The sequence below is a fragment of the Salinirussus salinus genome, assembly GCF_009831455.1.
GTDB classification, from domain to species: Archaea; Halobacteriota; Halobacteria; order Halobacteriales; family Haloarculaceae; genus Salinirussus; species Salinirussus salinus.
This window is the reverse complement of record NZ_WOWO01000001.1, coordinates 136994-148190: the sequence shown is the minus strand read 5'-3', so window position 1 is coordinate 148190 and position 11197 is coordinate 136994. Positions and strand designations below refer to the sequence as shown.

The following is an 11197-nucleotide window of genomic DNA, read 5'->3' as shown; positions in this document are numbered from 1 at the left end:
CCGGGGTCGGGCCAAACACTCTCTAGAATTCGTTCGGATTTGGCCCCGGGTTCGGCCGTGCCGGGTCCCTCGGCCGTGTCACGCGGACACAGCCGCCGGTCGAAACACTACCCTTTTGACCCTCCTGCCGGTAATCGGGGTAAGAATGGGCCGACGCAAGAAGATCGTCCAGGAGTGTGAGGCGCTGATGGACCGGCCGGAGAACATCCGGAACATCGCCATCGCCGCCCACGTCGACCACGGGAAGACAACCCTGACCGACAACCTGCTGGCCGGTGCGGGGATGATCTCCGAGGACACCGCGGGCGAGCAGCTCGCGATGGACACCGAGGAGGACGAACAGGAGCGGGGCATCACGATCGACGCCGCGAACGTCTCGATGACCCACGAGTACGAGGAGACCAACCACCTCATCAACCTCATCGACACGCCGGGTCACGTCGACTTCGGCGGGGACGTCACCCGGGCGATGCGCGCCGTCGACGGCGCGCTCGTGGTGGTGGACGCCGTCGAGGGGGCGATGCCCCAGACCGAGACCGTCCTGCGGCAGGCGCTGCGTGAGGGGGTCAAGCCCGCCCTGTTCATCAACAAGGTCGACCGCCTCATTTCGGAGCTCCAGGAGGGCCCCGCCGAGATGCAGGAGCGGCTCACCGGCGTCATCCGGGACGTCAACGAGCTGATCCGGGGAATGACCGAGGAGATGGAGGATATCAACGAGGACTGGACGGTCTCCGTCGAGGAGGGGACCGTCGGCTTCGGGTCGGCGCTGTACAAGTGGGGCGTCTCCATGCCCTCCATGCAGCGCACCGGGATGGACTTCGGGGACATCATCGACCTCGAGCAGGCCGACAAGCGCCAGGAACTCCACGAGCGGACGCCGCTGGCCGACGTCGTGCTCGACATGGTCTGTGAGCACTTCCCCAACCCCGTGGACGCCCAGCCCCGCCGGATCCCCCGGATCTGGCGCGGGGACGCTGACTCCGAGATCGCCGAGCAGATGGAGCTGGTCGACGAGGACGGCGAGGTCGTCTTCATGGTCACCGACATCGGGATGGACCCCCACGCCGGCGAGATCGCCACCGGCCGGGTCTTCTCGGGCACCCTCGAGAAGGGCCAGGAGCTGTACGTCTCCGGCACCGTCGGCACCAACCGCCTCCAGAGCGTCGGCATCTTCATGGGCGGGGAACGCGAGGAGGTCGACCGCGTCCCCGCCGGGAACGTCGCCGCCGTCACGGGGCTTGACGACGCCATCGCGGGCTCCACCGTCTCCAGCGTGGAGATGACCCCCTTCGAGTCCATCGAACACCTCTCCGAGCCCGTCATCACCAAAAGCGTCGAGGCCCGGAACATGGACGACCTGCCCAAGCTCATCGAGACCCTCCAGCAGGTCGCCAAGGAGGACCCCACCATCCAGGTGGAGATCAACGAGGACACCGGCGAGCACCTCATCTCGGGACAGGGCGAACTCCACCTCGAGGTCATCACCCAGCGCATCGAGCGCAACCAGGGGATCCCGGTCACGACCGGCGAACCGATCGTCGTCTTCCGTGAGGCTCCCCAGGGGTCCAGCCGCGAGGTCGAGGGGATCTCCCCGAACCGGCACAACCGCTTCTACCTGACCGTCGAGCCCCTCGAGCAGTCGGTCATTGACGCGCTCAAGCTGGGCGAGGCGACGATGGACATGCCCGAACTCGAGCGCCGGGAGGCCCTACAGGACGCCGGGCTGGACAAGGAAACCTCCCAGGAGGTCGAGCACGTCCACGGCGCCAACATCATCATCGACGACACGAAGGGGATCCAGCACCTCAACGAGACGATGGAGCTGGTGCTGGAGGGCTTCGAGGAGGCACTGAACGACGGCCCGCTGGCGGCCGAGCCCGTCGAGGGCGCGCTCATCCGCCTGCACGACGCCCGCCTGCACGAGGACGCCATCCACCGCGGCCCCGCACAGGTCATTCCCGCGGTCAGGGAGGCGCTGCACAACGCGCTCATCGACTCGGAGATCCGCCTGCTCGAGCCCATCCAGGAGGTCCGCATCGACGTGCCCAACGAGCACATGGGTGCGGCCTCCGGCGAGATCCAGGGACGCAGGGGCCGCGTCGACGACATGTACCAGGAGGGCGACCTGATGGTCGTCGAAGGCGTGGCTCCGGTCGAAGAGATGATCGGCTTCTCCAGTGACATCCGCTCGGCGACGGAGGGGCGGGCCTCCTGGAACACCGAGAACGCCGGCTTCCAGGTGATGGCCGACAACCTCCAGCGCGAGACGATCATGGAGATCCGCGAGCGCAAGGGGATGAAGCTGGAGCTGCCCCAGACCGTCGACTACCTCTAGACCCACCACCTTTTTCCGCCTCGGGTTCGCCGGAGGCGAACCACTCGGCGCAAAAACGTGGGCGAAAAAGGCCGCTCGCGCCCGCCGGGCGCGAGCGGTGTCCTCGTGAGGGGACCGAACGAGGGCTCGTCAGAGCTGCGCTCTGACGGCGAACCGCGCGCCTGCGGCGCGCGGATGCTGGACCGCGACCCCTGTGTCTGCCGGGCCCAGTGCGTTCTTGATCGCCGACGGAGGTGGTGTGCTGGATACAGAGAGGTTACTCGACAGGTCTCGAACGGGTCGCGCGAGCCGGACCCGGGGCTCGGTCAGTCCCCGCCCCGGACGTAGGCACTGCCCGGTATCTCGCGGCGTGCGAGCGAGCGGCGGCCGAAGTACGCGACGACGGCAACGACGACGGCCGCCTGCACTGTCAGCTGGGTCACCGTCACCGTCGCGACGGCGCTTTCGACGATGAAACCGTCTCTGACAAGCTGGTCCGGGGCGAGTGGCAACAGGACATCAGCGGTGTTGACCATCGCATGGAGAACCATCACGACCAGCACGCTGCCGGTGTTGTTGTAGGCCCATGCCAGAATGACCGAGAGGAGCAGGATCCCCAGAAACCAGCCGGCCTGGTTGACCGGAGTGAAGCTCGAGTGGGGGGTGATCGGGATGAAAAAGTACGGGAGGTGCCAGCCCGCCCAGACGACTCCAACGATCAGACTCGCCGTCAGCGCACCGTACCGGTCGTTCAGATACGGCTGGGCGAACCCCCGCCACCCCGGCTCCTCGTTCAAACCGCCGCTCACCGTGAGGCCGAAGACGAAGATGACAGCGACCAGGACAGGCGATGCCGAGAGCTGGGCCAGGTCGACCGGGCCCCCGATAACCACCAGGAGACCGGTCGTGACGACGACGATGGCGACTGGAACGCCGAAGGCGGCGAGCCACCAGGGCCAACCGACGCGCCATCGGCCGATCTGACGGGCCCAGGCGCGGACGCTTTCACCCTGCAGCCAGGTGACGACAGCGGCACTTATCGGCGGGCCAAAGCTGCCGAGATAGATGAGAAGCCAGGGGGTCCAGCTCTCTTCCATAAAAAAGGCGGGGGATGAGACCACCCACGTGTAGACGTACGCACCGATGGCGAACGACGCCACCGGATGCGCGTCGACCCAGGAGAGGCGGCTTTCGTCCATAGGGGAGGTATGCAGGATCCGGAGAGATAATGTTGGTGAATTGTGTATAATATATGTTACTTATTTCGCGCCGCGACGACCGTGCGCTCCGGATCCTCACCGTGTGCGTAGCGGGCGTGAGGACGAGGTGGAGATACGACGACCAGCGCGCCTATTCGTCGGTAGATTGAACAGACGCTGCGTCGTACCGGCGAGTATGGGTCGCGACGGGGGATCCCCCCTGCGCTCGCTCGCGGTCTACACCTGTCTCACGTACGCCGTTTCGTGGACGAGTTGGGGGCTGTGGGGAATGCTCCCGGCCGGACCGTCAGCCCTCGGGACTGTCCTCTTCGTGCTCGGCGGCCTGGGGCCGTTCCTCGTCGGTGTGGCGCTGACGTATCGTTCACGCCGGCAGGTCCGGTCGTGGCTCGCGGCCATCTTCCGCATTCAGGTCCCCGTCCGATATTACGCCGCTGCTCTGGCCCTGCCGGTCGCCGTTATTCTCGTGGCCGGAGCGGTCCACACCGTCGTCTTCGACGGAGGGTTGACGCTCGAAGCCCTCCCCGGGTCCTACGAATATCCGCTCTTTCTGGGGTTTATCCTCCTGTTCGGTGGCGGTCTCGAGGAGCCGGGCTGGCGGGGGTATCTCCTGCCACAGCTCCAGCGGCGGTACAGCGCTCTCGTCGCCGCGCTCGTGGTCGGGGTCGTCTGGGCGGGCTGGCACCTCCCGCTGTTCGTCCTGCCGGGGACCGTCCAGAGCCAGATGTCCCTGGTGCTGTATCTCTCCCAGATACTGGCGATGTCGGTCGTACTGACGTGGCTGACGAACGCCGTGGGAGGGAGTGTCGTCCCGGCGGTCCTGTTGCACGCCGGTGGGAACGCCGTCCTGAACTACTACCCGGTCGGCGGGGTCGCAGGAGCGACCTCCGCGCTGGGACTGGGACTCCTCGTCGCGACGCTTCTCGGGGTCGCCTCGCTGCTGGTGGTGGCCTACGGGCCGAGCGACCTCGCACCGCACCCTACGTAGGGCACTGTCGTCCGAGTGACCGTCGGTGGTCGACGAGATAGGTGGGGCCGGCCCGGACGCGTCTCTGCGACCAGCCACGGCTGTACGACCGACTGCGCCGCATCGGACGGTGAAGACCGTCTCACTCCGCGTCGGAGGTCGAGACGTCTTGCCACGACGACTCGCCGAAAAACGACTGTAGCGCCATGAGCACGCCCACGTACGTCCCGAAGGCGATCGCCACGACGGGGACCACGAGTGCTATCACCAGGCCGCCGAGCGGATTGACCCCGAACATCTGGAGGAGCATCGTATCCCACGGTAGCCCACGCTTGTGTATAATATTGTCGAAGTTATACACAAGCACTCGCGGCCGCTGCGAGCGCGTCGGTACCGCGTACCCACCCCGGCAGCGGCGGGGCGCCGGCCGAGTCACCCGGGTAGGTCGTGGATTATTATACCGGCTTGTGAGAGAGCCAGGACAGATGAGCGAGGGAGACACGGTTGTGAACGCAGTGATCGGTGCAGTCGTGACGGTCGTCCTGACGTTCACCGGCTTCTCCCCGGTTCTGGGTGGGATGGTCGCCGGCTACCTCCAGCGGGGGGACCGTACCGACGGCGTCCGCGTCGGTGCGCTCTCCGGCGCTATCGCGATCCTGCCGTTTCTCCTGTTGTTTTTCGTGTTTGGCGGGTTCCTGTTCACGGGGTCCATGATGGGGGGTGGTATGGGCGTGCCCGGTGGGTTCGTCGTCGTGTTTCTGTTCGGGGTGGTGTTTGCGCTCGTCTGGGTCATCGGACTGAGCGCGCTCGGCGGGTATCTCGGCGTCTATCTCGCTACCGAAACCGACGTGGGTCGCTGAGTCGCGCTGGTCGCCAGGGCCTGGCCCGCGAGCGAAGCGAGCGCGGCACTTAGGTGCGAGCGGCGGGTAGGCCCGGTATGTCCCTCGTTCACCAGGTCGCGGACGTGGTCGTGGGCGGGCTGATCGCCGGCGTCTCGACCTTCGCCTTCAGCGCGGTGATGCAGGCGTACCTGGCCATCTCCGTCGGGGCCTTCCTCGCGGCGACGTTCTACTTCTCGCGCAACCCCTGGGGGAGCCCCGACGGCGACCGGTACAACGAGATGATCGACGACGTCTACGACCGGTATCTTCCCTGACCGCCGGAGCTGGCGCCCCGGCCGGGGGCGACCGGCCGGCTCCCGCTCTCGAACGGCGGGATTCTTATACGAGGCCACCCGAGGGTGGCCAATGAGCCGCCGAGAGGTGACCAGCGGATGAGCGACTCGACGGAGGTCAGGTCCTACACCGTCCGGCTGGAGCTGGTCGACCGGCCCGGCGAACTCCTCCGGGCGCTGTCGCCCATCGCCGAGCACGGCGGGAACCTCCTGTCGATCTTCCACGAGCGGGGCAACGTCACGCCCCGCGGGCACATCCCCGTCGAGGTGGACATGGAGGCCACCCCCGAGCAGTTCGACGGCATCGTCGACGCGCTCCGCGATGAGGGGATCAACGTCATCCAGGCGGGCGCCGAGCAGTACACCGAGGAGCTGACGGTCGTGCTCGTCGGCCACCTCGTCAACACCGACCTCTCGAACACCCTAGAGCGGATCCAGAGCGCGACGGGCGCGAACGTCGACGACCTCTCGCTGTCGGCGCCGGAGGGCGACGAGGGGATCTCGAGCGCCCGGGTCAGGCTATCGACCAACGCCGGTGGGGCGGAGTCGGCCCTGGAGACGATCCGTGCGGTCGCCGACGACAAGGACTTGCGGGTCATCGAGCCGCTGACGGCGGGTGAGACCGCGTGAGACTCGCAGTCGTCGGTGCGGGGGCGGTCGGCTCTTCGGTCGCGGAGCTGGCCGGGGAGTACGGCCACACCGTCACCGCGCTCGCGGACTCCGGTGGCGCCGTCGTCGACCCTGATGGGATCGACGTGGATGGCGCCCTGGAGCGCAAGGACGCGGAGGGGACCGTCGGCACTGCCTCCGTCGCGGACGCGCTGGCAGGTGCCTATGACGTCCTCGTGGAGGCGACGCCGACGACGCTCGGCGACGCCGAGCCCGGCTTCGGCAACGTGAAGACGGCCCTGGAGCGGGACCGTCACGTCGTACTCGCGAACAAGGGGCCCGTCGCCGAGCGCTACGGCGAGGTCCGGGAACTGGAACGGGAAAGCGCCGGCGAGGTGTACCTGGAGGCGACGGTGGGGGGCGCGATGCCCGTCCTCTCGACCATCGCCGACTTCGGGGCCGAGCACATCGAGGCCGCCCGGGGCGTGCTCAACGGGACCGCCAACTTCGTCCTCTCGCGGATGGCCGCCGAGGGACTGGACTACGAGCACGTCCTCGCGGAGGCCCAGGACCTGGGCGTGGCGGAGGCCGACCCCTCCTTCGACGTCGAGGGGACCGACGCCGCTCTCAAGTGTGTGATCCTGGCGAACGTCCTCTACGACCGGGAGTACACGCTCTCGGACGCGGCCGTCGAGGGGATCCGCGACCTGCCGGGCAGCGCGCTCGAACTCGCCGCCGAGGACGGCCGGACGATCCGGCTGATCGGCGAGGTCCAGGACGGGGCGATCCGGGTCGGACCCCGGCTGATCCCCGAACACGGCGCGCTGGCCGTGACGGGGACCCGCAACATCGTCGAACTCGAGACCGAACATGCCGGCCTGCTCGATATCTCCGGTCGGGGAGCCGGCGGCCCGGAGACGGCGACGGCGGTGCTCGCGGACATCGGCCGGCTGTCGGAGTGACACGGCGCGGGGCCACCGGGTCCGTGGAGCGCGTCCGGCATCCGGTCGCCGTCGGCGTGTCACGGGCTCCCAAATCACCGGACGGCAGAAGGACGGCCTGTACCCCGTATCGAAATGGTTTTATGAACAACCGCGCTACAAACCCGACAGAGCGCCCCTGCGCGTGAGATATCATGAGTGAAGACCAAGCGCACCAGAACCTGGCCATCATCGGCCACGTTGACCACGGAAAGAGCACGCTCGTCGGCCGACTCCTCTACGAGACGGGGTCGGTACCGGAGCACGTGATCGAACAGTACAAGGAAGAGGCAGAGGAGAAAGGCAAGGGCGGCTTCGAGTTCGCCTACGTCATGGACAACCTCGCTGAGGAGCGGGAGCGGGGTGTCACCATCGACATCGCCCACCAGGAGTTCGACACCGACGAGTACAACTTCACCATCGTCGACTGTCCCGGCCACCGTGACTTCGTGAAGAACATGATCACGGGCGCGAGCCAGGCCGACAACGCCGTGCTCGTCGTGGCTGCCGACGACGGCGTCCAGCCCCAGACACAGGAGCACGTCTTCCTCGCCCGGACGCTGGGCATCGGCGAGCTCATCGTCGCGGTCAACAAGATGGACCTGGTCGACTACGAGCAGAACACCTACGACCAGGTCGTCGCCGAGGTCGAGGAGCTGCTCCAGCAGGTCCAGTTCAACGCCGACGACGCCAGCTTCATCCCCGTCTCGGCGTTCGAGGGTGACAACGTCGCCGAGCGGTCGGACAACCTCGGCTGGTACGACGGCAAGATCCTGCTCGAGGCGCTGAACGGCCTGCCCGAGCCGGAGCCGCCGACGGACGCGCCGCTGCGGCTCCCGATCCAGGACGTCTACACCATCTCGGGCATCGGGACCGTCCCCGTCGGCCGCGTCGAGACCGGCGTCATGGAGACCGGCGACAACGTCTCCTTCCAGCCCTCGGACGTTGGCGGGGAGGTCAAGACCATCGAGATGCACCACGAGGAGATCCCCCGGGCCGAGCCCGGCGACAACGTCGGCTTCAACGTCCGCGGCATCGGCCAGGACGACATCCGCCGCGGCGACGTCTGTGGCCCCGCCGACGACCCGCCGTCGGTCGCCGAGACGTTCCAGGCCCAGATCGTCGTGATGCAGCACCCCTCGGTGATCACCGCGGGCTACACCCCGGTCTTCCACGCCCACACCGCCCAGGTCGCCTGTACCATCGAGTCCATCGACCAGAAGATGGACCCGGCGGGCGAGGGCGCCGGCGAGGAGAACCCCGACTTCATCCAGTCGGGTGACGCCGCCATCGTGACGGTGCGGCCACAGAAGCCGCTCAGCATCGAGCCGGCCGACGAGATCCCCGAACTGGGGAGCTTCGCCATCCGCGACATGGGTCAGACCATCGCGGCGGGCAAGGTCCGCAGCGTCAACGAGCGATAAGATGCAGCAGGCACGCGTCCGGCTGGCGGGCACCAGCCCCGACGACCTCGACGACATCTGCGCCGACGTCCGCGACATCGCGGACAAGACGGGTGTGAAGCTGTCGGGCCCGGTGCCGCTCCCGACCAAGACCCTGGAGGTCCCCACCCGGAAATCGCCCGACGGCGAGGGGACCGCCACCTGGGAGCACTGGGAGATGCGCGTCCACAAGCGGCTGATCGACATTGACGCCGACGAACGCGCGCTGCGCCAGCTGATGCGCATCCAGGTGCCAAACGACGTCAGCATCGAGATCGTCCTCGAGGACTGAGGACCGCCTCGCCCCGCGCAGGGGCTTTCGCGGGCTCGTAGATCAGTGGCAGATCGCTTCCTTCGCAAGGAAGAGGCCCGGGGTTCAAATCCCCGCGAGTCCATTCACTTCCTTCCCTCGCTGCGCTCGGTCAGTGGTTCATTCCCTCGCGTGGTCTCACTCGCTCGCTTCGCTCGCTCGCGAGACCCCCGCGAGTCCATCCCACTTTTTACTTCGTCGGGTTTCCTCGCGAGCCTTCGGCTCGCTGCGGAACCACTCCTCGTAAAAACGTGGGGAAAAACGACCTCGCCGCTCACTCCGTTCGCGGCGAGTGAACCGCGCTCGCTGCGCTCGCGCGGATGCTCGCGACGGCCGCTTCAAATTGGCCCCTCAGTCAAAGCATGTCGTCGGTCGTCTCTGCGGTTCGCAGGTCACCGAGAGTCGTATACCGTAGTCCCTGCGGATATTTCGATTCGAACGGGACCGGGTCTTCGAGTTCGTAGAGCGAACCCGGCTGGAACCGGACCACCTGCTTTCCTTCTTCGATTTTTGCCCCGTCCTTGTAGCCGGAAGGCTCGCGCACCAACTCAGCGTCCGCGGGATCGACGACGTCCCGGACCGTGGCGAAATATTTCACCTCTCGAACATTCCCGGTAACGTACATCGCAACATAATCGAAGTCGCTCCCAACCCGGACGAATCCCCACGCCTCGTTTTCTTTGAGAAACGGGAGCCCGGATTCTTTCGTCGGAAACACCGCAACGCGCGCATCGGGGTCGCCCTCTATGTCTTTCCGCGCTATTTTGCCCGCTACTCGGTTTTCGAGCGGGTCGGTTTCGTCGGGAACATCACTGGCTGCTTCTTTCGTTCTCTCGCTCCGTCCATCGGGGTCGCTGGGCGATTCCTCGCTAACGAAGTGTCGCTGTTCGCGGAGCACCGAGACGAGATTCTGAACGAACTCCCGAGACTGCTCCTCGATGTCGATGGTGAGTCCGTTGACTTCGTTTTCCACCGCCTCGGCGACGGATTCGGTCACACTATCCTCGTGGTTCTCCAGATGCCGGATCGCGCGGTTCGTCTGGGCGACCTGCTCCGCCACTTCGTCGGATTTCCCCGAGCGGATCGACTCCTTCGTGAGCAGTTCCAGCACCTCCGGATTCTCGGCGAGGTCGTCGAGGTCGAACTGGACGACCGAGACCTCCTCGCCGCCGTTCCCGCGGCGGTTCTTCGTCAGCACCTCGAAGGATTTCCCGTTGGTCAGGATTCCCCAGTCGACGTCCAGTTCCTGTCGCATGTAGCTGCGTAACTGCCGGACCTCGTCGTCGGTGAGTGTCGACCGGACCGGCTTTGCCTCCACGAACACCACCGGGGAGTCCCCGACGAGCAGGGCGTAATCGACGTGAGTGCTCCCCGAGGCCATCGGGATCGTGTATTCGAGTGCGACCTCCGTCGAGTAGAGGTCCCACCCGAGAAGTTCGAGAAACGGCTGGATGAGTTTGACCTTCGTGTTCTCCTCGTCCATCTGCGGTGACGACTCGATGAGTTGCTGGCACCGCTGGACGTACTCGTCGATTTCCTCCCGGTCCATTGCCAGGCCGTCCGTAGCGAGTCCCTTTTAATATGGTGCAAGCCAGGCGGATCGTTACCGGTCTTCGCCCGGTTAGCTGTGCTCGTCGATCCACCGGCACCTCACGGTGCTCCCGGCGGTCGCGGAGGTCGGGTGCGCGTCTCACTCCCCGGATGGGACTGGAGTCGCTCCCCCACTGGACGGGTCCGGGAGGTCGACCCCGGCCCGGTTCTTTGCCAGCTCGGTCCGGAGGATGTCGCCCTCAAGGTCCGCGCCGGCGAGATTCGCGATGAATTCCAGTGACTTGGCGTGTGCGCCGAACGGTGTTCCGGATAGCGACGCGAGCGGTCCAGTGAGATGGCCCGGCTCGTCGTATTTCTTCGAGTGGATCTCCTCGATCGAGAGCCCCTGGAGCTGCTGCTCGACCTCGACTCTGGCCGCCGGAGTGAGCCAGCCGAGCCGTTCGTAGTACCGGAGCGCACAGAGTGCGCCGCTGGTCCCGAACGTCGTCCCGAGGTACTTGGCCCACTGGATGAGCGTCTCCGCCCGGTCGGTGTCGACCGGGCCGTCGAGGTACGGCCGCGTGTGGTCGGCGTCTCCCATGTACCCAGCGTGGTGTTCCCCGGGCTAAAACGTCGGTCTCGAATCGAACGGTG

The 11197-nt window shown here is 66.5% G+C and carries 12 protein-coding genes and 1 tRNA gene; 9 read left to right on the top strand and 4 right to left on the bottom strand.

Going from position 1 to position 11197, the window contains the following annotated elements; genetic code table 11:
* Nucleotides 1–145: 145 nt before the first annotated feature.
* Nucleotides 146–2335 (top strand): elongation factor EF-2, encoded by a 2190-nt coding sequence (locus GN153_RS00695; protein ID WP_159898769.1) that lies wholly within the window; start codon nucleotides 146–148, stop codon nucleotides 2333–2335.
* A gap of 305 nt (nucleotides 2336–2640) precedes the next feature.
* Here GN153_RS00695 and GN153_RS00690 read toward each other — a convergent pair whose 3' ends face one another.
* Entirely contained in the window at nucleotides 2641–3513 is an 873-nt protein-coding gene (locus GN153_RS00690; RefSeq protein WP_201287778.1) for a CPBP family intramembrane glutamic endopeptidase, read from the bottom strand.
* Between the two features lie 196 nt (nucleotides 3514–3709).
* Between GN153_RS00690 and GN153_RS00685 the strand changes: the two genes are divergently transcribed.
* Nucleotides 3710–4519 carry a CPBP family intramembrane glutamic endopeptidase gene (locus GN153_RS00685; RefSeq protein ID WP_159898767.1) on the top strand — a complete coding sequence of 270 codons (810 nt, stop codon included), beginning with the start codon at nucleotides 3710–3712 and terminating at the stop codon, nucleotides 4517–4519.
* Between the two features lie 121 nt (nucleotides 4520–4640).
* On the opposite strand, the gene GN153_RS00680 is transcribed toward GN153_RS00685, so the two are convergent.
* The gene (locus GN153_RS00680) at nucleotides 4641–4808 is read right to left on the bottom strand and encodes a hypothetical protein (RefSeq protein ID WP_159898765.1); all 168 of its coding nucleotides are present in this window, start codon (nucleotides 4806–4808) and stop codon (nucleotides 4641–4643) included.
* A gap of 175 nt (nucleotides 4809–4983) precedes the next feature.
* On the opposite strand from GN153_RS00680, the gene GN153_RS00675 reads away from it, so the two are divergent.
* The 7 genes from GN153_RS00675 to GN153_RS00645 all read left to right on the top strand — a co-directional run bounded on the left by GN153_RS00675 (nucleotide 4984) and on the right by GN153_RS00645 (nucleotide 9098).
* Nucleotides 4984–5358, top strand: coding sequence for a DUF5518 domain-containing protein (locus GN153_RS00675; protein WP_159898763.1), 375 nt, complete (start codon nucleotides 4984–4986; stop codon nucleotides 5356–5358).
* Nucleotides 5359–5435: 77 nt separating this feature from the next.
* The gene (locus GN153_RS00670) at nucleotides 5436–5654 is read left to right on the top strand and encodes a hypothetical protein (protein ID WP_159898761.1); all 219 of its coding nucleotides are present in this window, start codon (nucleotides 5436–5438) and stop codon (nucleotides 5652–5654) included.
* 117 nt (nucleotides 5655–5771) lie between these two features.
* Nucleotides 5772–6302 carry an amino acid-binding protein gene (locus tag GN153_RS00665; protein ID WP_159898759.1) on the top strand — a complete coding sequence of 177 codons (531 nt, stop codon included), beginning with the start codon at nucleotides 5772–5774 and terminating at the stop codon, nucleotides 6300–6302.
* Nucleotides 6299–7243, top strand: a complete 945-nt coding sequence (locus GN153_RS00660; RefSeq protein ID WP_159898757.1) for a homoserine dehydrogenase — start codon at nucleotides 6299–6301, stop codon at nucleotides 7241–7243. Before GN153_RS00665 ends, GN153_RS00660 begins: the two co-directional genes overlap by 4 nt.
* A gap of 173 nt (nucleotides 7244–7416) precedes the next feature.
* A complete protein-coding gene (gene tuf / locus GN153_RS00655) occupies nucleotides 7417–8685 on the top strand; it encodes a translation elongation factor EF-1 subunit alpha (protein ID WP_159898755.1) in 1269 nt (422 codons plus the stop codon).
* Between the two features lies 1 nt (nucleotide 8686).
* A complete protein-coding gene (gene rpsJ / locus GN153_RS00650) occupies nucleotides 8687–8995 on the top strand; it encodes a 30S ribosomal protein S10 (protein WP_159898753.1) in 309 nt (102 codons plus the stop codon).
* Nucleotides 8996–9026: 31 nt separating this feature from the next.
* A tRNA-Ala gene (locus GN153_RS00645) sits at nucleotides 9027–9098 on the top strand.
* 270 nt (nucleotides 9099–9368) lie between these two features.
* Here GN153_RS00645 and GN153_RS00640 read toward each other — a convergent pair.
* A complete protein-coding gene (locus GN153_RS00640; protein ID WP_159898751.1) occupies nucleotides 9369–10562 on the bottom strand; it encodes a type I restriction enzyme HsdR N-terminal domain-containing protein in 1194 nt (397 codons plus the stop codon).
* Nucleotides 10563–10703: 141 nt separating this feature from the next.
* A complete protein-coding gene (locus GN153_RS00635; RefSeq protein ID WP_159898749.1) occupies nucleotides 10704–11144 on the bottom strand; it encodes a FlaD/FlaE family flagellar protein in 441 nt (146 codons plus the stop codon).
* Between the last annotated feature and the right edge of the window lie 53 nt (nucleotides 11145–11197).

Excerpts from the sequence above, each read along its gene's own strand:
- GN153_RS00695 (WP_159898769.1), top strand. The coding sequence starts at position 146 with ATGGGCCGACGCAAGAAGATCGTCCAGGAGTGTGAGGCGCTGATGGAC.
- GN153_RS00690 (WP_201287778.1), bottom strand. The coding sequence starts at position 3,513 with ATGGACGAAAGCCGCCTCTCCTGGGTCGACGCGCATCCGGTGGCGTCG.
- GN153_RS00685 (WP_159898767.1), top strand. The coding sequence starts at position 3,710 with ATGGGTCGCGACGGGGGATCCCCCCTGCGCTCGCTCGCGGTCTACACC.
- GN153_RS00680 (WP_159898765.1), bottom strand. The coding sequence starts at position 4,808 with ATGCTCCTCCAGATGTTCGGGGTCAATCCGCTCGGCGGCCTGGTGATA.
- GN153_RS00675 (WP_159898763.1), top strand. The coding sequence starts at position 4,984 with ATGAGCGAGGGAGACACGGTTGTGAACGCAGTGATCGGTGCAGTCGTG.
- GN153_RS00670 (WP_159898761.1), top strand. The coding sequence starts at position 5,436 with ATGTCCCTCGTTCACCAGGTCGCGGACGTGGTCGTGGGCGGGCTGATC.
- GN153_RS00665 (WP_159898759.1), top strand. The coding sequence starts at position 5,772 with ATGAGCGACTCGACGGAGGTCAGGTCCTACACCGTCCGGCTGGAGCTG.
- tuf (WP_159898755.1), top strand. The coding sequence starts at position 7,417 with ATGAGTGAAGACCAAGCGCACCAGAACCTGGCCATCATCGGCCACGTT.
- rpsJ (WP_159898753.1), top strand. The coding sequence starts at position 8,687 with ATGCAGCAGGCACGCGTCCGGCTGGCGGGCACCAGCCCCGACGACCTC.
- GN153_RS00640 (WP_159898751.1), bottom strand. The coding sequence starts at position 10,562 with ATGGACCGGGAGGAAATCGACGAGTACGTCCAGCGGTGCCAGCAACTC.
- GN153_RS00635 (WP_159898749.1), bottom strand. The coding sequence starts at position 11,144 with ATGGGAGACGCCGACCACACGCGGCCGTACCTCGACGGCCCGGTCGAC.